A 20959-nucleotide genomic window follows, 5' to 3' on the forward strand; every position below is an offset into this window, starting at 1 on the left:
TGGAAGCCGCGGTCAAACAAGTCGCCGATGGTCTGTCGGGCCCGTTGCTGAATCAGCTCTCGACCATCGAAAAGGCACTTGCCGATCTATCGCTCGAAGAGCGATCACGACAGATCGCCGCGCGCCAATTAACACCCGCGAACGAAAGCGACATCCCGACAATTGTCTTGATGATGAACCAAGCCTATCGTGGATCGGGCTCCGAATCCAACTGGGCAACCGAAGCGGCATACATCTCCGGAGATCGCACGAGCGAGGTATTACTCCGCACGGAGATACGCGATAGCCCAACCGGGTCGCTTTTAACATGGCGTGACTGTCCTGGGATGCCGTTAAAAGGGTGTGTATGGCTTGAACCGCGGGAAAAGGACATCTGGTATCTCGGCTCGCTGACCGTCGATCCACAACAGCAGAACCGTGGTCTGGGCCAAGCCTTGCTCTATTGCGCCGAACAGTGGGTTCTGGAGCACGGGGGTACCCTGGTCCAAATGACGGTCGTGAATGTGCGCGATAAGTTGATCGAATGGTATGAACGGCGCGGATATCGTGATACGGGTGAAAGATGGGAATTCCCTTACGACGATAATCGATTTGGCACACCGCTACGTGACGATCTCAACTTTGTTGTATTGGAAAAAAACCTTGTTCTCGCGTGAACTCAGCACTTTCATCTCATCCGGGTTGAATCGAGCAGCCTTGTCAGCGAAGTATTGCAACCGTCGATACACGTTCTTATAGATCACCAAACAACGCCGCGACACCTTCTTCCGACGTCAACATGCTGTCTCCATCATGTCCGACGCCGGGCACGACCTTCAGATGATGCGCTATTTGCCGGGCATCGTCTGGACTTGCCATCGTATCGGTGATGCCGGCACGTGTATTCGCATGTCGTCTCTGAAGATATCGAAAATAGTATTGTCCACGCGCTAACCGATGTGGACCTTGTGCCATGGCTGCGCAGGATACATCAAGCGCAGGATGTGTCGGAGAACAATCATGCTCTCCTAGAAGATACCAGACATCGCGACGCATATATTCGCGTTCCAATAAGGCAAAGTCGCGATCACCGATGTACTTCGGGACGGCCTTCGGACCATACTTCCAATGATTGAACGCAGGGCAGCGTGACGCATCGAATGGCACGAACACGCCATCGGCGCATGGCCTTTGGTCGTCAAAATATACATAAGACGACGGATTTGCTATCACAAACCGTGCACGCAGACGATGCGTCGCCAGAACTGCCCCGACACGGGTAACGACGGCATATCGATGCACCACCTGCGCGCCGCCGGAATGGCCCGCAATAATAACTTGTCGCAACGATGGAAAGCGCCCGGCCGTTGCAATCTGTTCCACGATCGCGTCCAGCACTTCAAAGGAACTGACCGGAACCGGGCCAAGCGATGTATCCCCGCCCATCCAGCTTGTCCATTCCCAATGCAGAACATTGCTCGGTAAGTTATGTCGTTCGATGTCAGCATGCGCAAGATATTGCGGCACGACCACAACCGTATTATCCAATGATCGTCCAGCAGCTTTTACTGCACGTAACGCGGAGGCGTAGTACGCATCCGCGTTACGTAGCCGACCATGCAGGATAATCAAAGCCGTGTCGACGGTCGACGCGACGGCGCAAGACGACCACGCCGACGAGGCGTAAACAGGCACACAATGCGTTGCGTCCACTGTCAAGAAGGACCTTGCAACCGTTTCTACCGGACGTTCGTTGGGAGCGCGTTCATCATTACGATCTAATGCGTTGGAAAACATATCGGAATGAGCGGTCATCGGGAAGCAATTTCCGTTTTTGCAGAAAAGTCGATCGAATGCCCTTGGTCGACACGCAACGCGCCTTTTCCGGTACGCGTGAAATGCACCAGCCCCAGCGACACGACCGCCGCGAAAATGATATAGAAAGCCGGCATCATTGCGCTACCAGTCCAGTTTATTAGTGTAGCGACACTCAGCGGCGCAAGCCCGCCAAACAACGTAACGGCAATGTTGTACGACAACGCAACGCCGGTGGAACGAGAGCGAACAGGAAAGATCATAGCCAGCATACCTGGATGGGAACCCGACATCGCTGCCAAAAACACCGTGGAAACAACCTGCGCGAACATTAAACGCCCTGGAGACGGTGCGGACACTACAAACCAGAATAGTGGGTAGACGCACGCGGCCCAGCACAATACGACTGGATAGAACAATCGATACCCGCCGAAGCGATCCGCAAGCTTTCCCGCCAGGGGATACAGAAACAAATTCATGAAGCCCGATACGAAAGCGCCGACCAGGGCGGACGACAAAGGCAGGTGCAATTCACGCTCGGCATATACAGGTATATAGGAATGCCATATATAGTTTGTAGCAGCGCCAACGATGATCACGCCCATCGCGCACAATGCAGCATCACCATTTTCTCGAAAAAATTGACCGACCGTCATTTTCGATCGAGGATGGGAAGCGCTTTGAGCCTGCAACGCGAGAAATTCCGGCGACTCGTCCACGCGATGCCTAATATAAAAGCCCAATGGTCCGACCAACGAGCCAAGCAGGAACGGCACACGCCAGCCCCATGCGATCAACGCATCGTGCGACAGACCCGTGGTCAACAGCCAGCCGCACCCAGATGACAGCAGTAACGCCAATGCCTGTGACGCCATATTGAAACTGCCATAAAACATCTTCTTGCCGGGCGGCGCGAACTCTACCAGCATTGCGGATGCCGTCGCGAACTGTCCGCCAACCGCCAGCCCCTGAATCAATCGTGCAAAAACGATAATCAGCGGCGCCGCCAGACCGATCGATGTATAACCCGGTGTGATGCCCATCAGGAATGTGCCCGTGGCCATCATCATGATCAGCACGGACATCGCACGTGTCCGACCGCATCGGTCGGCATATAGACCGAACAATACGCCTCCCAACGGCCGCACAATGAATCCAATGGCAAACGTCGCCAATGTCAACGCGAGTGAGACAAAACCATTTGCACTCGGGAAAAACACATTCGCGATGGTTTTTGCAAAATAACCATAGGCGAGGAAATCGAACCATTCCAGCCCGTTTCCGATAACCGACGTCACAATTGCGCGCTGAATCTGCCGTCGGGTCAGCATGGAGGGAGCTGAGTCAAGTGTCCCGGTATCGATGGTGTCGTTCATCTTCTTGTCTCCGTGCTGCCATATTGGGCTTCTATCGTTCTATTGCTTTCAATCACATCCCGCCGTACCGAAAAGTACATGGCGCGCGCATACCGATTTGAACATCCTTGATTCGTTATGGCCGACACCCGGCACAATGTAGAACGGTTGCGCTACCGTCAAATTGTCCCGTTGATGCAAATAGGCTTGATATGCTGCCGCACGCGCGACGCGCTGCGGCCCTTGCGCCTCCGCGGCGCAACTCTTGTCCAATGCGCTTTGCTGCGGATCGTCATCGTTACCGCCCACCAGATAGGTCAGGTCAAGCCGCATATACGCTTGCTCGCGCTTTTCCGCGCCCTCTTTTGTCTGTGCCCACTGATCCCGAACATACGGCGATAGCGCATTCGTGCCGTATTTCCAGTCGTTAAAATTTGGGCAATGCGCGCCGTCAAACGGTTCGAAATTCACGGACAACGGCGCTGTCTTCTCATAGCCTGCCGCTACCTCCGAAGGACTGGGCGCTGACACATCCGGTGTGCTTACCGGACGCTTTTCATCGAAATACAGATAGCTCGATGGGCTGGCAACAAGAAAACGGACGGGAATCCCTTGCCGCGTCAGTGCGGCCGCGGCCTGCGACGCAAACGCGTAGCGCTGTACCACCTGGGCGCCCCCCGAATGACCGGCCAACACGACCTCCCGCAACTGTGGAAAACGTGATCGATCGGATAATATTTTAAGAAATGCATCCAAGGCGGCATATGAACTCACCGGTGAGGGCGCCACCGCAGGTTCACCGGCCATCCACCCATTCCCCCGCCAACGCAGCACATCAGGCGCAACGTGATTCGGTGCCGTGTCCAGCATTGACAGGAATTGCGGCGCGATAACCAAGATTTCACGAGAGGCCGACGTGCCCTCCACCTGCGCCGCCTCCTCATGCATGTTCGCGTAGTATTGGTCAGCATTGCGCAGCTTGCCGTGGATCACGATAATCGCGCGCCGGATGTTTGGCTGCGGCTGCTGCAAATCCTCCGACGCGTAATAGGCCAGCGCTCCGCCCGCGACGGTCAGCGTGGTATGGGAAACGGCTTGGACGGGCCGCAAATGCGATTGATGCGCATCCCGGGACGCTGCCAACGCCGATGAACCGGCAACATAAGGACCGCTCAAGGCGAGTGCTGCCGCCCACGCCGCCACATGACGGGCAATAAAAGGACATTTCGCATGCAACCGCTTACGAGCGTGAACTTTCCAATGCCACATGCCGTCTCCCTTTTTATCGATTTTTCCATCCCCGCGATTACTTATAGCCGCAGCGCGCGATCTTTACGATGCCTCATGCATATCGAGGAACAACATCATCTTAGAAACCTGGATGCCGGATGTAAAATACATAAAAATGGCACCTGCCATATGATATTTATATGACAGCAATGTCCATATACCAAAGGCATGCAAGTTCCTTCTTCGGGATTTGGGAGTCACTTCATGGAATTAAGGCAGCTACGATACTTTCTTGCAGTGGCTGAAGAAAAACAGTTCACGCGCGCCGCCTCGCGCCTGTTCATCGAGCAGCCGCCCCTTTCACAACAAATCAAGGCGCTTGAAGCGGAACTCGGGTTTTCCCTATTCTCCCGCTTACCGCGAGGCGCAGAGCCTACCCCGGCTGCCGTCTCATTGGAAGGAGATGTCCGGGATATTCTTGTAATGCTCGATCGCGCCGTGCGCAAAGCTGGCCGGATTGCGCAAGGCGAGTTGGGCCAGGTCACGATGGCGATGACAAGCTCCGCGACATTTCATCCGCTGTCTTTGTCCACCGTCCGTCTGTTTCGTCAGCAATATAAAGACGTCACGGTCGATCTGCTAGAACTCAATGCAGCCGAGATTATCGAACGCATGCTGCTTAATCGCGTACAGGTAGCCATTCTCAGAAAACCGACCAATACGCCGGATGAGATTGTATTCACTCCATTGGTTGATGAAGAAATGGTCGTTGTTCTGCCGGAAGCCCATCGCTGCGCCAACGACAATGACATCACGTTGGAAGCGTTGCGTGGCGAAGGCTTCGTGCTGGTGCGTCGACCCGGAGCACCGGGCCTGTACGCGGATTTCATCGCCGCGTGCCAATTGCAGGGCTTCGAGCCAAGGGTCCTTCAGGAAGTGCCTCGAATGGGCGCGGCCATCAACCAAGTCGCGGCTGGCTTGGGCATCACATTGGTACCGGCGTCGATGCAACGATATGGCCAACATGGAGTGGTCTATCGGCCATTCGCGGCCGATTCGCGGATCGGAGCGCCGCTTCATATGGCAACGCTTCGTGACCAAGCGAACGAGGCCGCCGCAAAGGTCGCGGAACTCCTTCGTGAAAAAGCCAGGAAATATCGATAAGTACAAACGTTCTTAACCCCTACAAAACCTATTGGGAAAGAGCACGGCATAATATCGTCACAATAGCAAGGAGCCTTCCCGATGACCGATCATTCAAACAGCGCGCAAGCGCATGCCCATCGTTCCGCCGACGTCACGCCGGAATCCATCCGGTCCATGTACTTCCAGCGATACCGTGAGGCATTACCCACTCAACAGTGGAACGAAACACTTTCTTTGCTGTTGCAACATCGATCTATACGAAGCTTTCTTTCAACTCCCTTACCTGAAGGCACGATAGAAGCACTCGTTGCGGCAGCATCATCGGCACCGACTTCATCGAATGTACAAGCGTGGAGTGTTGTCGCAGTCACGGACCCCGTAACACGCGCGCAACTTTCAGAGGTTGCCGGTAATCAGCGTCATATCGTGGATGCGCCATTGATCCTGGTCTGGATTGCAGACCTGGCCCGCGCCGACGCGATTGGTGCCGCTGCAGGCCAGAAGCTCCAGTCGCTCGACTTCACTGAAACGGCGATTGTCGCCATCGTCGATGCCGCTCTCGCGGCGCAAAACGCGCTTACCGCAGCGGAATCGTTAGGGCTTGGCACCGTCTATATCGGTGCACTACGCAATGATCCGGAACGCGTTGCGGCCTTGCTCGGTTTGCCGCAGCGCGCATGGGCCGTCGCGGGGCTTGTCGTGGGCCATCCAGACCCTGCCGTGCAAACCGCCGTGAAGCCGCGTTTGCCGCAGCGTGCCGTACTGCATAGGGAGCGATACCAGCCAGACCAACACACTGCTATTGCCGACCACGACAGGGCAACGGCAGCGTTCCGCGACGAGCAGGGTTTGCCGCCGCAATCATGGAGCCAGTTGATTCTGGGTCGCTTAGGCCCTATTTCCGCATTGAAAGGTCGGGATCGTCTGCGACAGGCACTGGCGAAACTTGGCGTGCCTCTGGTTTAGGCCGGCCGATATTTTCATTGCCATACACGCGCCGCATAGTCTGCAAATTCGAAATCGCTTGGCACATCCAACGCCAAGCGCTGCGTATGTTTCTCGATATCTGCTAAAAACAGATCCCGACTGATACGGCGAACGATTGCGGGAATATCTCTTCGCATACTCGGCACGTCACCGATGGGAACACCACCACTTACAAATCCAGCTGGGTTGTAGACATGGATGTGTTTTAAATAAGGCACCATGCCCGGTGTTTTTTCGAGGTATTTGTGCGCACTCCCTACACCCGTGTAGCGTAACGTACGGGAATATCCAAAAACGTACGGTACCACGCCAAGTATTCGGCCCAATCCTGACGCGTCGCGCGATCTAAGGCGTTATATGCAGCCTCGCTATGTCGCGCTTAGTGCCATGCTTGAAAGCCCAACTCTGCTATTGCGCCCTCACGCCCAACCAAGATCTTTGGCGTTCGCAACTTCTTCATTCGGACGCGAGGCAACCAGACACCTGTGAGGCTTGCGTTCGGCGCCGCGTCGACAATGCTGTCCCGATCAATGCCCGCGCGTTGCAATGCGAAAGCAAAGGCCGTCCCGCTCTGCCCGTCAACAATCAGCACGCTGTGATCAATTCCTTCACGTTCCGGTACCCATTTTTGGTCGCGACGTCCACAACGCGCGCGCGGATAAACACGACCGATACAACTGCGGCGTCGCTGTCTTCCAAAAATGACTCATTGATGTCAAGCCACAATGCATACAGCGATCTGACCTCAGATGTCCCCTGTCATTGATAACGCAGCGCGCTGCGTTGCCGCTCCGTGCGATGCCTGCCGAACCTCTTACATGCACAGCGTCGTCGCATGCATTAGCGATAGGTCGTCCATATTTTTATGTCGCTCAATAAAGTCTGTTAGTTGCATAAGTTACAGCGAAAAACGAATAGCGACGCCCGTACTAAAAGCCGTGATCAGCTTTCAAATGAGCCGGCAAGCAAACCGCACGTGCTTTCCTCCGTCTTTGGATCTTGACCGCTTATACGATTCGATTGCGGCGCTTGGGCAGCTTCAACAGCACGAGGAACCATGTGCCGATCAAACAGATTTCAGATAAGACAATCTCTGCGCTGTCATGTCGCTACGCTCTCTCTTGAACGGGCAGCGCCTGATATTTGCTGCCATTAGCGCGTTTATCGATACGCGTCTAAAAATAGATCAGCCGATGTAAAAATCGAACCTGCCTAAGATCAACCCCTCAATCCACATGTAGAAAACGCAAAAGCGTATGATGAAATAAAGGAATCAAGGTGGAGACAAGCATGACGTTATACGACGGTCCAGTCGTAGATTCACATATTCATCTATTTGACACACGTCGTCCCCAAGGTATTCCGTGGCCAGAGCCAGGCGATGTGCGTTTTCACCCCAGCCTGCCCGAACACTACGGTCCGCTTGCCGCGTCGCACAGAATCCAACGCGCAATCGTTATTGAAGCAAGTCCATGGTATGACGACAATCTCTGGCTTTCTCGAATCATTCAAGGCGCCCGGACTGGACTTATCAACAATGGCGTCGAAATGGCGGGCTTCGTTGGTAATCTCGATCTTCGCGATATGTCACCCTGCCAAAGGCTCGGCGAACTGCTGCAACTACCGCACTTCCTCGGTATTCGTTATGGCAATCTTTGGGGGCGTGATCCACTAAACGATCTGCAACGCCCACACTGCGTCGCAGCCTTGCGCACGCTGGCGGCCGGTGGATATGCATTCGATAGCGCCAACCCAGATCCGAAGTTGATCAAGGCGTTATTGCATGCAACCGATGCCGTTCCGGATTTAACCGTCATTGTCGATCACCTGCCCAATGCAAACGTTCCTGAAAAGGAGCGTACGAGTTACGAACACGACCTCCTGGAACTCGCTGACCGCCCCACTGTGTTTGCAAAATTATCAGAAATTCCAAAGCAAGTAGATGGAAAGACGAATTTGGACGTTACCGGTTACCAGACGCGCTTTGATGACCTGTTCGACTGTTTCGGTGAAGACCGGGTAATGTTCGGCAGTGATTGGCCTAACAGCAATGCACTGGCGTCATTTGACAATACCGTGACGCTTACAAAGCAACTGATGCTGCAACGAACCAGGGAGGCGTGCCGAAAGTTCTTCGCAGATAACGCCGAGCGCACTTACAAGCTTACATCCCGTAAGACCGAACCGCGTTAGCCAACGCGATCTATCCCTCGACAAAAACGTGAGCCAAACATCCCCCGTTTTCGTTAGACATCCATCGATAACATTTTCGGATCGGTTTCCATATTTTTGTGATTGGAAGATACAAGTCACCGTCGATTAGACTCCTCTTACGAATCGGCGGGCGTACGCTTGGCCGATCCGAGACGGGACATCGCGCCACCGCAGACGGTACTGAACCCTGGCTGGCAGGGGCCGCCTGGTGCGACTCTCCATAAAAAAGTAGGAGACAGATGGAAGTTATATTTCTCGGCGTGCTGCTGCATTTCATCGGCGGCTTCGCATCAGGCAGTTTTTATATCCCTTATAAAAAAATCAGAGGATGGTCCTGGGAGAGCTACTGGATTGTCGGCGGCCTATTTTCATGGTTGGTCGTACCATACATCGCAGCCACATTGACGGTCCCGGATTTCACACAGATCATTCGGGATGCAGATAGCGGCACATTGCTATGGACATATTTGTTCGGTGTACTATGGGGATTTGGTGGTTTAACATTTGGCCTCACGATGCGCTACCTTGGCTTATCGCTGGGTATGTCGATAGTGCTCGGACTGACGTCGGCCTTGGGCGCATTGATGCCGCCACTGTACCGCGACTTGTTTACGTCCGAGCGACATGGCACCTTGACCGCCATGTTTCATTCCATTGGTGGGCAATGGGTCTTGTTTGGCGTCGCGGTATCTTTGCTCGGCATTGCCTTATGTGGACGTGCCGGCGCAATCAAGGAAAAAGAAGTCCCGGACGAAACAAAGTTTGAAAGCGTCGCCGAATTCGCCCTGATCAAAGGCATGATTGTCGCATTGATTTCAGGCATCCTGAGTGCCTGCTTCAGCTACGGCATCTCCTCCGGCAAACCCCTTGCCGATGCGGCAATCGCGCACGGCGCAAACAGTTTATTTCAGAACAACGTTACGTTCATGGTGATCATGTGGGGAGGGTTGACCACAAACGCAATCTGGTGCGCCTTCCTGAACGTTCGCAACAAAAGCTTCAGCGATTATAGGAACCGTCAAACACCTTTACTTGCCAATTACGTATTGGCGGCTTGCGCGGGAACACTGTGGTTCTTGCAGTTCTTCTTTTATGGGATGGGCGCGAGCCGAATGCATAACGACGCCAGCTCATGGGTGCTACACATGTCATTCATCATCATCGTCTCGAACCTGTGGGGCCTGGTTTTCCGCGAATGGCGTGGCACAAGTCGGCGCACGCAAAGGGTCCTGATGTTCGGCATAGCCGTCATTCTCGGCTCCATCTGCATGGTCGGTTACGGCAACTACCTGAGTTGATGGCAATAGCATGGTAGGTAGTACCCCCGTATCAGGCAGTTACCCTGTTTGCTTACGCATTAAGGAGTTGCGATGCTTCTCAAAGACAAAACAGTCATCATCACCGGCGCATCGCGCGGCATTGGCCGTGCTGCCGCATTGGAGTGCGCACGCCAAGGCGCGATGGTCGTAATAGGCCATAGCGGCAGCGATGGCGGCAAACGCGCCGCAGCTTCATTGATCGACGACATTACCGCCATTGGCGCTCGCGCCGTTGAGGTTGGTTCCGATGCGGCCGATCTCGGTACCGGCGACCGTCTGGTCGACGCAGCCGTGGATGCATTTGGTAGTGTCGATGTGTTCGTAAACAATGCCGGAATCTGCCCATTTCATTCATTTCTCGATATGCCACGCGAGATTTATCTGAAAACGGTAGACACGAATATGAGCGGTGCCTACTTCGCCGTACAGGCAGCGGCAAAACAGATGAAACAGCAAGGGCGAGGCGGTGCAATCATTGCCGTCAGCTCGATCAGTGCCTTGGTCGGCGGCGGTATGCAAACGCATTACACGCCGACGAAAGCCGGTCTGCTGTCCCTGATGCAATCCTGCGCCATCGCGCTCGGCCCTTACGGCATTCGCTGTAATGCGGTGCTACCAGGCACAATCGCCACCGATATCAATAAAGAGGATCTGAGCGACGTGGAGAAACGAGAAAGAATGATCCAGCGAACGCCGCTTGGGCGCCTGGGAGAACCGGAAGATCTGGCAGGACCAATCGTTTTCCTGGCCTCCGATATGGCGCGCTATGTTACGGGCGCATCCCTCTTGGTGGACGGCGGGTGTTTTGTGAATTTGCAATAAAACAGAAAAACGTGCCAATATGGCCTTTCAGCGCACAAAGTGCGCTCAGCTGTTCCGTACAAACGTGAACAGATTGGAAATCAGGCCCGCGATTGTCGTCCTATAGTTCGTACCCAGACCAACGAGCGCCATCACGGCGATTCCAGCTAGCAAGGTATATTCAATTGCGCTGATGCCGCGTTCGTCACGGACGAACAATTTTAGAAACTTCGACATGACGCCATTCCAGGGAGCAAAGCCCACGTTACCCAACGACTCGGGAAGATAATAAACGCCCCGGAAAAACGGGTGTTAGACTTCGTTTCGAAAAGTCCGGCGTTCGACGGATTATACCGAACTCGCCCTACAGTGTAAGCAAATGTAATTTTAGATCGTGCAGCGGTCGATGTTACGCCGCAACGCATTCTCGGCCGCTGTTTGGCAATATGCGCCATTTTTGGGAATGATCGCCTTGCACAATTAACCCAGTGCCCGGCAAAATGCGGTACGGTCTGATTTACTCCTTGTCACATTCCCTTTCGCTTATGAATTTCCCGTCGCAGGCCGATGCGTATCATTTCGCATTTGCAGGCGTCCAGTGGAGCCTGATCCTCCAATTGCTTATTCTCGACATCACGCTCGGACTAAACAATATTGTTGGTATCGCTCCGGTATGTGCGTCGATACCCCGTGGCCAACGCCGTCGCGTGCTGGTGCGCGCTTGTATCAGTGCATTTCTATTACGGGTGACAATGCTAACGGCTGCGCAAGCGTTGACGCTGGTACCACACCTGTCGTTTTTTGCGGGTATCTACCTCTGCTACCTTGCCTATCGCCTCGTTGTGGAGCACCGCCCACATCGCGAACCCGTGGCGGACTCGATCCCCGTCATCCGCCCTACAAGGAATCAGTGGCGTATCGCCGGGACCATTGCCTTTGTCGATGCGTCATTAAGTATCGACAACGTTATTGCACTCGCTGCGGCAATTCACGCGCTGCAGGGCGCGAACATGGTGCTCACGCCCGTTTTTCAAGACACCATAGGCTCCGGCGCATCCACTCTCTCGGTATCGATCATGGGACTCTTGTATGCCGCCACCGCTGTCGCCATCAGTATCCCGTTGGTGCTGACAAGTGCTGTCGCGATCGCCCCTGTGCTCAATCGATCGCGCTGGCTGACCTGGGGCGGCGCGGTGCTCCTTGCATGGGCCGGCATCAGCGTAGCCGTCGCGGATTCCTGGTTCCAGGAGACGTTGCGATGGATACAACGTCTCCACGGACATTAGCCAATTACAGCGCATCTTTATCACACAAGCGAGTAATCTTACTGCACCGTGGCGCGCCAATGCGCAAGCGCAAAAGCCTTTCGACGATTACTGCGTCAGGCGCAATATTCCCAGGTTACCTGCGATCTGGTTGAAGATCGTATTCAATGAAGCGTTATCTGGTGCGTGATAGTAGTTGCCGCTGGTGGCACAACTTTGCATGGTCGCCTGAGCCACGTTTGACACCGATCCAAACGTGATGGCATAGATCGTAATGCCGCTATTCTTGATCGCCGTACACGCGGCTAGCTGGAAGGTATTGATATCGTCCGGCCAGCCGTCACCGCCCGATTGCAACGTGTTGTTATGCAGCTCGATCGAATCCATCCGACCGTTGGAGAGCGTCGTGCCGTCATTCCGGACCACTGTTGGGGCAGTCAATGTTCCGTCACCCACACCCGATAGACCGTTGAAATAGAGATCATTCGGTGTAAGGTATTGCACCCCTACATCGTTTTCGCCATCAGTCAACACGATCATTACCCGTTGCAGGCCGGTTGTCGTTTCCGGCTTAGGGAAACTTGTATCGGTGTTCACCCACCCATTTCCGGAACCGGCAATCGCTTGCGACCAGGTGGACGAAAGCATGCGCCAGCCCCACAGCACACCGACCGGAATAATGGTCGAACCATTAGGCGTCATGTTGCTGATCGCTGTCTTCAATGTGTTCGAGTTACTGGTCAGGAACGTCACAGGCTGAGAAATACAGTCCGTATTCTGAGACACTGATTCATCGTAAAGGTTGTACGACGATGAAGTATCCCAGTAATACGTAATGCCATTGCCAACAGCGTCCCCAGAAAACCCACAATAGTTGGGCACCCCGTTGGACAACGTTATGGAACCGCCTATTGGCAGACCATACACAGTCGATGCGTTGAAGGTATTGGTACACAAGGTACCGTTGCTAATACCATTTCGCCCGATTGAACGGGAGTAGTCACGTGTTGTCAGACCGCTAGGTGGAACGTTGTAGTAATAAGGCGTAAACTTCGTCGACGAATTCGGTGTATAGGCCTGCGGGTACAGATACTTGGTCGATGCTGTCCGCGGTTCAGCCACGCAACCGCCCCAGTTAGCCATGTTCACGCCGTTGCTGTTGTAGCTGAACGTCTGCGACAACCAAGACCCGCTGGTAGACAATGCACCCTTCACGTTGACGGTGCTAGCGAAGGGTACGAGGCCAATGTACGTATTCGTCGAAGTGGACGTCAATAGATTAGCGATCAACGTGTTCGCGGCGGCCTTCAGGCCATCCATCTTGCTCGCGCTTGAGCCAGTGGCCGCTGCTTGTGCCATCGATCCCGTGTTATCGAGGACCATGACCAGTTCAAGCGTACTTTGCGGGATGCTGACGACGGTGTTCGTTACCGTCAGATTCGCGGTCGAGCCGGAAGTGGAACTCGTGCCGATAACCGAACTACCTTGCAAACCAAACGCACTCGTGACTGCATTGGGCGCAATCAACCCGACGGTGCCCGTTACCTTCAGTGAGAAGGTCTGCTGGGTTGACGGCGTCCCACTGATTGTGAGGACAAAATTCGATGCCGGGATAGAGGAGTCGGCGCCATCTCCTTGGGCGTTGGCTTTATAGTAATTTGCCGCATCCGCTTGCAGTTGTGCCGTAGTAAGCGAGGTCTTTCTAGCCGATAACGCCGTCGCGATAGATGCGACGTCGATGGCGTTTTGCGTTCGCGACTGACTCCAGCCATACTCGATCAGCGACACCATTCCGGTCATCGCCAGCACGAGCATGCCACCCATCACGGCAAACATCAGGGTGACGGCGCCACCTTCGTCCGCCACCCATGTGGATTGCGGTGCAATACTACCCGATGTCGTGTCACGCAGCACCGGTGCTGGAGCGAAGACTGTCTTCATGGCTTACTCCAGACTTTGGTCTTTCAGTGGCAGGGGCACATTCGTACGCGGCCTGGCGTATACGCGCTTGTACAAAGTCGTTTTCCCCGGTGCCGAAGGCCAGAAGCCGCGCACCAGCGGGAACGGATCGTAGACATAGAACACTTCAACGACGATTGCCGAATCGCCACTGCGGAATGGCCAATACGTCGGCAGAATCGTCGACGTCGTTTCCTTGGTCACCGCCTTGGATGTGTTCCATGGTGCCGATGCCTGCCACCAGATCTTGGGGGTGCCCGCCGTCGTAGCGGTATTGGGTGTCGTAGAGGTACAAAGTGGACTGTCACATACGGAAGTGATGATCACGCCACCATTTGTCGACAGTGCGAGTGGCTGGGCGATCAAATTAGCAGCGTTCCATACCGATCCGAGGGCATTCGCGTTGGTTGTCCCGGTGTCATTGAACACAGTCGTCATCATCGACAGTGAATCGGCCAACATAAAGGCCGTGTGTTCGACCGTACTCTGGGTCCGCATGAAATTATAAATGTCGAGAAAGCCCAACAGCACCATCAGCATAAGTGGCATGATGATGGCAAGTTCGAGCGACGCGGCGCCGCGCTCCAACAGCGACCCACGCCTCACGCGACGTCCCCTGGCCCCGATGCGCAGGACATCCGCCTGCCGCCTTTCAATGGAGAAATGGGTCATTTTTCGTTCTGCACCATGAACTTACGCGAGAAAGTCAGGGTATTGATACCGAATACTTTCAATATCCCGGTCATCCCTGTAGTAGTCAACGTGACCGAATACACGACAATATCGCCGTACGTACCTTGGCTACCCGACGTGCCTCCTGTCCCTGCGCTCGCCGCGCCATAGCTAGAATACGAGACGGTGGAGTAAGACATTGTCGTGCCGGGCAGCTTCAACCAAGGTCCCATAACGCGATTCAGTACCGCCAGGGTTTGCGCGTCACGCGTGCTGTTCGCTGGCACCGTTGTAGTCATGCCAGCCCGCCCGGCTTGCTGGGTTGCTGTCTGGAGAGTCGCGTCCATCATCATGTCGAAACTGATTTCGAACGACGCCAGTACGACCAGCATCATGAATGGCGCAGCCACCGCAAACTCGATAGCCGTAACACCGCGCTCCTCGCGAGCAAACTTGCTAACGAGATCGCGCAGACGTGGCACGACGCCAAACCGGTGGCAAGAAGACCTCATTTCATATCCCGCGTATCAGTCAAGGGACCACGCAGTTGCGTCAACGGTGCGGAAATCACGCCAGACTGCCCGTCCGGCGATGCCGCGCTGTGATAGCCACGATGAGTGCGCAGATATTCGTAGTACTTCAAGTTATTGTTGACGTCTTCCCGCGACATGTTCTGTTGTGTCAAAAGTTCCGTTGCCACTTTGTCATCACCCAGCATGGCGTAAGCCAGCGCCAGGTCATCTTTCGCCTGCGGTGGCGCCGCGGGAAAGCGTGTAACGTCCAATAGCACAACGGTCGCGGCCTTTGGATCGCCCCCGCTCAGTAACGACATACCAAGGTTTGTCGCCAAATAAGGGTCACCGGGATTTGCAACGAGTGCTTGCCGTAAAACGGCTTGCGCCCCGGCATGATCACCGCTCATGTCCAACGCGGTACCCAGACCCGCGGCGGCCGCGGAATTATTCGGGGACATCGTCAGCGCCAAGCGATACATCCGAATCGCTTCGTCGAACTTACGTTGACGAATTGCTATGCGTCCGAGATCGACAATCGGCTCAAGCTCATTCGGGGCAAGTTGATGCGCATGTTCGTACAGCACCGCCGCTCGCGTGAAATCACCGACGGCATACAGCGTGTCACCCAGCCCCACCAGCCCTTCGACCGAATCCGGATTATTGGCGACAAGCCGTTCGTAAATCGTGCGCGCCATCTGCATATCGCCGTGCGCCAGCGCAATTTTCGCAATCCGTACTTCTTCGGCCGGTGTTGCCTGCGACTTCAGCGGTCCTGACGCCGTTCCCGAGGCATGCACCGTCATTTGCGTCGTGCAAGCGCTCGTTGCGATCAGGAATGCACATCCGACAATCAACCAGAGCGGCCGAGAGCACTTTCGCGGCAGAGGAGACAACCACGGCATCGAGGGTTTCTGGCTCATTGCTGATTCACATAGGAGAGCAACTGGATAACCGCGGGGCCAGCCGAAATCACGACCACTGCGGGCAAAATAAAAACCAACATCGGTAACACCATCTTTGGCGCCAGTTTCGCAGCCTTCTCTTCAAGATTCACGATATGGGCCAGACGCTCGGTACGCGAAAGTGTCCGTAGCGCTTGTGTAATCGGCGTCCCGTAACGCATCGACTGAATCAATGTCCCGATCAATGCTTTGATCGAAGGCAGATCCACACGTTTTCCCAAGGCATGAAGTGCCGTGGCCGTATCCCCGGACAATTTCAGCTCGTCGGCCGTCAAGGCAAACTCTTGCGCCAGCGGCGGGCAGATATTGGTCATTTCATCGGCAACACGGCGCAAGCTCAATACAAAGCTATTACCGGCATTCGTACAAATCACCAGCAAGTCCAGCGCATCCGGCAAATAACCGGAAATCGCCTTCATGCGACGTGCTCCAATCCACATCAAGACGTATTCGGGGAGGATCATGCCAACCATGAACGCGCCGAGCATCGCCACGCCCCGCGCAGCGGGAAAGCTGCCGACGAGTGGCAAGCGGGACCCCATCAAGATAGTCGTCACGGCAACAATGACGCCAAACGAGAATTTGATCGCCAACACGATCGACACCGCGTTCCGACTCCGCATGCCGGCTTTCAGGACCGTGCCTTGCAATTTCGCACGGGTCTTTGCGTCGAACAACGGCATCTTGTCGCCAAACGTGGCGAGGCGACGCGCCAATCCGCTAAAGCGCCCTGATCCCCCGGCATGTTCGTCCTCGAGGACCGCCAATGCGTTCTCGTCTTGTTGATCGATTGCGGCCAGTCGCGCGCGTTCTCCGATGCGGCTACGCGCACTACCATGCTTCACCATCCACCACACAGCCAATGCAAGAAAACCGGCAAGCATGATCGACAAATTAATCAAGATATCGAGTTCATGTTTCATCGCGAGGTATCCAATTTCGACATCTTCGTAATGACGATCACACCAAAGATCATCGCGATAGCGGCGGCGCTCAGCAGCTTGTGTCCGGACTCCGTGGTGAAGAGCACGAGCAGGTAATCGTAGTTAAGGAAGTACATCCCACCCATCACCGCGAAGGGCAATGCAATAAGGATCTTGGTCGTGATTCGCGCTTCACCGGTCAGCGCCTTGGTCTTCTGTCGGATTTCGCGGCGCGTACGGACGATGTTGGCGAGATTATCCAACGTCTCGCCCAACTGACCGCCTGTTTCACGCTGCAATGTCAGGCACACGCAGAAGAACGCAAAATCGGCTATTTCAATACGGCGTGTCGCCGTCTCCAACACGTCCGTGATATCACGCCCCACTTGCAATGAGTCCGCCATGATGCGGAACTCGCCGCTCAGCGGCGCCGGCGATTCATCCGCCACGGTGGCGATCACCTGCGTGACGGGAACACCGGCGCGAACTGCACGGAGAATCGTATCGATGGCATCCGGAAACGCTTCTAGGAACCGACGACGGAATCGCTCCACCAGCATACGATAGGTTGCAATCACCGCCAACGGCATCTCCACGACGACCGATATCACACGCACCCAGCCTGGAATCGGTACGAGCTTCGCGGCGATCAACGACTCGACAAGAACGATTATTGCCACACCGAAAATGATCTTCAGGCCATTCTTTCCGGCCACCGTCGATAAACGGATCAGTTTTGGCGTCATGTACGTTGCCCACAAACCCTCTTCCGGCCTGTCGACGGTGAACAGCACTTCGTCCTGTTTTGGTTTCCTGGAACGCCTCGATTTTTCCTTCTCGATGCCGAATTCGCCTTCCACCCGCTGCCGGATGCGGGCATCGGGTAGTTGCTTGCGCAAGTCCTGTAACAACAGCACCATCGCGCCGACAATGAACGTCAGCAGCGCAGCAAGCAGCGGGATGATCGTATCGAGCGTCATGCGCGCATCGCATCCATCAGCGCCTGTTCCAAACCGTAATATGCCGCGCGTGGCATGAACGCCGGGCGAATCGCCGCGCACTCGAACGTCCCCTTCACTTCCTCGCTGTATGCGGACGCATCGTACTTGAATGCAAACAGATCTTGCGTGATGATCACGTCACCCTCCATACCGACAATTTCGGTGAGTCGCGTAACCCGACGCATCCCGTCACGCATCCGCTCAACCTGCAGAATCATATGGACAGCACTGGCGATCTGGCGACGAATCGACAGTAGCGGCAAGTTGCCATTCGCCATCATCACCATGCTTTCGAGACGCGTGATGGCGTCACGTGGTGAGTTCGCGTGGATCGTCGTCATCGAGCCATCGTGCCCCGTGTTCATGGCCTGCAGCACGTCGAACGCTTCCGCGCCCCGGGTTTCACCCAGAATAATTCTGTCCGGCCGCATCCGCAGCGCGTTCTTTACAAGATCGCGTTGATTTACCGCACCGAGACCTTCTGTATTCTCTGGCCGCGTCTCCAGACTGACCACGTGGGGTTGCACCAATTGCAGTTCAGCTGCATCCTCGATGGTCAACGTCCGCTCACCGAGACCGATGAAATGCGACAGTGCGTTGAGCAGTGTTGTTTTCCCGGACCCGGTACCGCCGGAAATCAAGATATTGAGCCGACAGGTACTTGCCAATTTCAAGACATTCGCCATTCCTTCGGACAAGTTGCCTTGTTGCGCCATTCGGAACAACGTAATGTTGCGCTTCGAGAACTTACGAATCGAGATACAAGCCCCATGAATCGCCAAGGGCGGCAGCACCACGTTGACCCGGCTGCCGTCGGCGAGGCGAGCGTCCACCATGGGACTGCTTTCGTCCACGCGACGCCCGACGTTCGCGGCAATCCGCTGCGCAACCGTCACGACATGGCTGTTGTCTCGGAATTTATACGGACTCAGCTCGAGCTTGCCACCCCGCTCGACATAAATCTGGTCGGGGCCATTCACCATGATGTCGGTCACAGCTTCGTCAGCAAGCAATGGCTCGATCGGGCCGAGCCCGAACATATCGTTGAGCAATTCGCCAACAATCTGGCGCTGCTCGGTCATCGTGATATTCAGTTGCTCACGCTGCGCGATGGTCGCAACGAGTTGATCGACAACCGGCTGCATCTGCTCGCGCGTGCGGCCCACCGCAGCGGAAGCGTTCATTGAAACAAAAACGCCCTGCCGGATAGCTTTATATTCTTCCGATCGGATCAGTGCGGCATTGCCTTCGCCGGGCTGCGTTTGCGAAGCGGCGCTAGTGGGGGGAGTGACCAACTTGGTCGCGGCGCCAGTGCCAGGCGCGCTCGCCGCTGGCGGTGAAACAGGCTTCACGGGAACCGGCATCACGGATTGCGCTTCCATCGCTGGCGTCATGGCGCTGGACGAAGTTGCAAGCGCCAGCATGGCCTGCGTCGCCATCTCGGTTGCCGATGCGTCGATTTCAGCGGAAACGAGTGTCTCGTCCACCATGCTGGTGGACTCCGGCGCCTCCAAATTAATCGCTTTCGCGCGTCTCTGTCCGAACATCACGCCCTCTTCAGCTTGCCTTTCATCTTGTCCATCCAACTGAGCGTCTTTTCCGTGCGCTGGCCAGTCAAGTCGTTCGCCAACGTGGTGATCGCCTGATTGAACTGGCTGCCACCACCGTCTTTCGGCGCCTCTCCCAGGTTCTCCGCAACCATCAGCGTCTTCGGCTCGAACCGGAACTCCTGCAACGTAGTACGTCCCAGCGCCGCATCCAGATCACTGATATCCACTTTTCCCGCCACGGCGCCATTCGGATTGTTGACCAACACCGATGTCTGCGGGTTGTGATCGCGTTGTTCGATATGCTTTAGCAAGCGCACGGTTTGGCGTGCCGAATGCACCGTGCGGTCCGACACCACATAGACGCGAGCCGATCGATCGAATGCTTCCTCGATCAGCGGCGTCAGCGTACGCGGCGCGTCCATGAGCACATAGTGAAAGCTGTTGCTCAACAACTCCAAGACCCGTGTCAACGACTGCCCCGCAAAATTCGCTTGCTTGTCCAGATCCAGCTCGGCGCTCAGCATGAACAAGCGATTTTGATTCGACGTCAACGTGCGTTCGACATATTGCGGGTCCAGTCGGTGCGCGTTTTCCAGTACATCAACCAGTCCACCATTGCTTTTAAGGCCGAGCATCGCATTTGCACCGCCACCATGCAGGTCGAGGTCGACGTAAACGACACGGCGGTGCGTGCGGCCGGACAGATGTCGGGCGAGGCCAACGGCCAACGTTGTCACGCCCACACCACCGCGAGTACCCGTGAAGGTGATGATCTTGCCGGTGCGCGACGACGCGACATCCCGCACACGCCCCTCAGAAAAGTCGAACGTACGAGTAAGCAGTTCGACGGTCAGCGGCTTGACCAGATAATCACGTAATCCAATCTTCAGCAAGCTGCGATAAAGGCCGACGTCGTTGCGCTCACCCAATGCAACCACTTGCACTGACGGCTCGCAAACCTCGGACAATCGCATCAGATCAGACAACGGCATTGCCGAACCATGCAGGTCGATCATCAACAACATCGGCGATCTGTCGACCTTCGCGAGATAGGCGATGGCTTCATCGATCGTCCCTATCGCGACATGCACATGCGGTAACGCCTGATCCAGCACGTAACGCCGTAATACCTGTTCCGTTTCCTTGTCGGAGACGAACGCGACAAAGTCCGCCACGCGTGCAGCGCTTGCTTTGCCGGTAACAGGAATAGCTGGACTCATCTTTTGCAACGCTTTTTAAACAGTAGTGATCGATTCCGAAATAGGG

Annotated in this window: 21 protein-coding genes; 7 read left to right on the top strand and 14 right to left on the bottom strand. The window is 55.2% G+C overall.

The window, feature by feature from the left end; all coding sequences use genetic code 11:
- Window positions 1-656, top strand: a 656-nt coding sequence (locus WM40_RS17695; protein ID WP_046153544.1) for a GNAT family N-acetyltransferase, incomplete at its 5' end; no start/stop codon positions are given.
- Window positions 657-732: 76 nt separating this feature from the next.
- Here the strand turns inward: WM40_RS17695 and WM40_RS17700 are convergent.
- From WM40_RS17700 to WM40_RS17710, 3 genes are all read right to left on the bottom strand, one after another.
- Complete coding sequence (locus WM40_RS17700) at window positions 733-1527, bottom strand: hypothetical protein (RefSeq protein ID WP_313905206.1); 795 nt, start codon at window positions 1525-1527, stop codon at window positions 733-735.
- Window positions 1528-1790: 263 nt separating this feature from the next.
- On the bottom strand, window positions 1791-3170 hold the full coding sequence (locus WM40_RS17705; protein ID WP_046153545.1) for an MFS transporter: 1380 nt from the start codon (window positions 3168-3170) through the stop codon (window positions 1791-1793).
- Window positions 3171-3218: 48 nt separating this feature from the next.
- Entirely contained in the window at window positions 3219-4418 is a 1200-nt protein-coding gene (locus WM40_RS17710; protein WP_081765046.1) for an alpha/beta fold hydrolase, read from the bottom strand.
- Window positions 4419-4643: 225 nt separating this feature from the next.
- Here WM40_RS17710 and WM40_RS17715 point away from each other — a divergent pair, with 225 nt between their 5' ends.
- Both WM40_RS17715 and WM40_RS17720 read left to right on the top strand, forming a co-directional pair.
- Window positions 4644-5543 carry a LysR family transcriptional regulator gene (locus WM40_RS17715; RefSeq protein WP_046153547.1) on the top strand — a complete coding sequence of 300 codons (900 nt, stop codon included), beginning with the start codon at window positions 4644-4646 and terminating at the stop codon, window positions 5541-5543.
- Between the two features lie 81 nt (window positions 5544-5624).
- Window positions 5625-6491 carry an NADPH-dependent oxidoreductase gene (locus tag WM40_RS17720; protein ID WP_024904539.1) on the top strand — a complete coding sequence of 289 codons (867 nt, stop codon included), beginning with the start codon at window positions 5625-5627 and terminating at the stop codon, window positions 6489-6491.
- 14 nt (window positions 6492-6505) lie between these two features.
- Here WM40_RS17720 and WM40_RS30225 read toward each other — a convergent pair whose 3' ends face one another.
- On the bottom strand, window positions 6506-6730 hold the full coding sequence (locus WM40_RS30225) for a hypothetical protein (RefSeq protein ID WP_236693577.1): 225 nt from the start codon (window positions 6728-6730) through the stop codon (window positions 6506-6508).
- Window positions 6731-6891: 161 nt separating this feature from the next.
- Window positions 6892-7104, bottom strand: coding sequence for a hypothetical protein (locus WM40_RS17725; protein WP_024904540.1), 213 nt, complete (start codon window positions 7102-7104; stop codon window positions 6892-6894).
- 698 nt (window positions 7105-7802) lie between these two features.
- On the opposite strand from WM40_RS17725, the gene WM40_RS17730 reads away from it, so the two are divergent.
- From WM40_RS17730 to WM40_RS17740, 3 genes are all read left to right on the top strand, one after another.
- Entirely contained in the window at window positions 7803-8705 is a 903-nt protein-coding gene (locus tag WM40_RS17730; protein ID WP_046153548.1) for an amidohydrolase family protein, read from the top strand.
- Between the two features lie 260 nt (window positions 8706-8965).
- Window positions 8966-10024, top strand: coding sequence for an L-rhamnose/proton symporter RhaT (gene rhaT, locus WM40_RS17735; RefSeq protein WP_024904542.1), 1059 nt, complete (start codon window positions 8966-8968; stop codon window positions 10022-10024).
- Window positions 10025-10096: 72 nt separating this feature from the next.
- Complete coding sequence (locus WM40_RS17740) at window positions 10097-10867, top strand: SDR family NAD(P)-dependent oxidoreductase (RefSeq protein ID WP_024904543.1); 771 nt, start codon at window positions 10097-10099, stop codon at window positions 10865-10867.
- Between the two features lie 45 nt (window positions 10868-10912).
- Here the strand turns inward: WM40_RS17740 and WM40_RS17745 are convergent, their stop codons facing one another.
- On the bottom strand, window positions 10913-11083 hold the full coding sequence (locus WM40_RS17745; RefSeq protein WP_024904544.1) for a Flp family type IVb pilin: 171 nt from the start codon (window positions 11081-11083) through the stop codon (window positions 10913-10915).
- 308 nt (window positions 11084-11391) lie between these two features.
- Here WM40_RS17745 and WM40_RS17750 point away from each other — a divergent pair, with 308 nt between their 5' ends.
- Window positions 11392-12132: a TerC family protein gene (locus WM40_RS17750; RefSeq protein ID WP_024904545.1), complete on the top strand. Its 741-nt coding sequence runs from the start codon at window positions 11392-11394 to the stop codon at window positions 12130-12132.
- Window positions 12133-12219: 87 nt separating this feature from the next.
- Here the strand turns inward: WM40_RS17750 and WM40_RS17755 are convergent, their stop codons facing one another.
- Genes WM40_RS17755 through WM40_RS17790 form a run of 8 tightly spaced genes read right to left on the bottom strand, consistent with a single transcriptional unit; the run spans window position 12220 to window position 20913 of the window.
- The gene (locus WM40_RS17755; RefSeq protein ID WP_052738389.1) at window positions 12220-14052 is read right to left on the bottom strand and encodes a vWA domain-containing protein; all 1833 of its coding nucleotides are present in this window, start codon (window positions 14050-14052) and stop codon (window positions 12220-12222) included.
- A gap of 3 nt (window positions 14053-14055) precedes the next feature.
- Window positions 14056-14742, bottom strand: a complete 687-nt coding sequence (locus WM40_RS17760; protein WP_024904547.1) for a TadE/TadG family type IV pilus assembly protein — start codon at window positions 14740-14742, stop codon at window positions 14056-14058.
- Window positions 14739-15254 carry a TadE/TadG family type IV pilus assembly protein gene (locus tag WM40_RS17765; RefSeq protein ID WP_046153549.1) on the bottom strand — a complete coding sequence of 172 codons (516 nt, stop codon included), beginning with the start codon at window positions 15252-15254 and terminating at the stop codon, window positions 14739-14741. Before WM40_RS17765 ends, WM40_RS17760 begins: the two co-directional genes overlap by 4 nt.
- The gene (locus WM40_RS17770) at window positions 15251-16177 is read right to left on the bottom strand and encodes a tetratricopeptide repeat protein (RefSeq protein ID WP_096349197.1); all 927 of its coding nucleotides are present in this window, start codon (window positions 16175-16177) and stop codon (window positions 15251-15253) included. Before WM40_RS17770 ends, WM40_RS17765 begins: the two co-directional genes overlap by 4 nt.
- Window positions 16174-17142 carry a type II secretion system F family protein gene (locus tag WM40_RS17775; protein ID WP_046153551.1) on the bottom strand — a complete coding sequence of 323 codons (969 nt, stop codon included), beginning with the start codon at window positions 17140-17142 and terminating at the stop codon, window positions 16174-16176. Before WM40_RS17775 ends, WM40_RS17770 begins: the two co-directional genes overlap by 4 nt.
- A complete protein-coding gene (locus tag WM40_RS17780; RefSeq protein ID WP_046153552.1) occupies window positions 17139-18122 on the bottom strand; it encodes a type II secretion system F family protein in 984 nt (327 codons plus the stop codon). The genes WM40_RS17775 and WM40_RS17780 overlap by 4 nt, the downstream gene beginning before the upstream one ends.
- The gene (locus WM40_RS17785; protein ID WP_236693578.1) at window positions 18119-19690 is read right to left on the bottom strand and encodes a CpaF family protein; all 1572 of its coding nucleotides are present in this window, start codon (window positions 19688-19690) and stop codon (window positions 18119-18121) included. Before WM40_RS17785 ends, WM40_RS17780 begins: the two co-directional genes overlap by 4 nt.
- Window positions 19690-20913, bottom strand: a complete 1224-nt coding sequence (locus WM40_RS17790) for an AAA family ATPase (protein WP_046153553.1) — start codon at window positions 20911-20913, stop codon at window positions 19690-19692. The genes WM40_RS17785 and WM40_RS17790 overlap by 1 nt, the downstream gene beginning before the upstream one ends.
- Window positions 20914-20959 lie beyond the last annotated feature (46 nt).

It is taken from the genome of Robbsia andropogonis (assembly GCF_000970345.1).
GTDB lineage: Bacteria > Pseudomonadota > Gammaproteobacteria > Burkholderiales > Burkholderiaceae > Robbsia > Robbsia andropogonis.

Excerpts from the sequence above, each read along its gene's own strand:
- WM40_RS17710 (WP_081765046.1), bottom strand. The coding sequence starts at position 4,418 with ATGTGGCATTGGAAAGTTCACGCTCGTAAGCGGTTGCATGCGAAATGT.
- rhaT (WP_024904542.1), top strand. The coding sequence starts at position 8,966 with ATGGAAGTTATATTTCTCGGCGTGCTGCTGCATTTCATCGGCGGCTTC.
- WM40_RS17730 (WP_046153548.1), top strand. The coding sequence starts at position 7,803 with ATGACGTTATACGACGGTCCAGTCGTAGATTCACATATTCATCTATTT.
- WM40_RS17705 (WP_046153545.1), bottom strand. The coding sequence starts at position 3,170 with ATGAACGACACCATCGATACCGGGACACTTGACTCAGCTCCCTCCATG.
- WM40_RS17720 (WP_024904539.1), top strand. The coding sequence starts at position 5,625 with ATGACCGATCATTCAAACAGCGCGCAAGCGCATGCCCATCGTTCCGCC.
- WM40_RS17790 (WP_046153553.1), bottom strand. The coding sequence starts at position 20,913 with ATGAGTCCAGCTATTCCTGTTACCGGCAAAGCAAGCGCTGCACGCGTG.
- WM40_RS17770 (WP_096349197.1), bottom strand. The coding sequence starts at position 16,177 with ATGAGCCAGAAACCCTCGATGCCGTGGTTGTCTCCTCTGCCGCGAAAG.
- WM40_RS17740 (WP_024904543.1), top strand. The coding sequence starts at position 10,097 with ATGCTTCTCAAAGACAAAACAGTCATCATCACCGGCGCATCGCGCGGC.
- WM40_RS17715 (WP_046153547.1), top strand. The coding sequence starts at position 4,644 with ATGGAATTAAGGCAGCTACGATACTTTCTTGCAGTGGCTGAAGAAAAA.
- WM40_RS17755 (WP_052738389.1), bottom strand. The coding sequence starts at position 14,052 with ATGAAGACAGTCTTCGCTCCAGCACCGGTGCTGCGTGACACGACATCG.
- WM40_RS17765 (WP_046153549.1), bottom strand. The coding sequence starts at position 15,254 with ATGAGGTCTTCTTGCCACCGGTTTGGCGTCGTGCCACGTCTGCGCGAT.
- WM40_RS17745 (WP_024904544.1), bottom strand. The coding sequence starts at position 11,083 with ATGTCGAAGTTTCTAAAATTGTTCGTCCGTGACGAACGCGGCATCAGC.
- WM40_RS17750 (WP_024904545.1), top strand. The coding sequence starts at position 11,392 with ATGAATTTCCCGTCGCAGGCCGATGCGTATCATTTCGCATTTGCAGGC.
- WM40_RS17775 (WP_046153551.1), bottom strand. The coding sequence starts at position 17,142 with ATGAAACATGAACTCGATATCTTGATTAATTTGTCGATCATGCTTGCC.
- WM40_RS17785 (WP_236693578.1), bottom strand. The coding sequence starts at position 19,690 with ATGTTCGGACAGAGACGCGCGAAAGCGATTAATTTGGAGGCGCCGGAG.
- WM40_RS17780 (WP_046153552.1), bottom strand. The coding sequence starts at position 18,122 with ATGACGCTCGATACGATCATCCCGCTGCTTGCTGCGCTGCTGACGTTC.
- WM40_RS17760 (WP_024904547.1), bottom strand. The coding sequence starts at position 14,742 with ATGACCCATTTCTCCATTGAAAGGCGGCAGGCGGATGTCCTGCGCATC.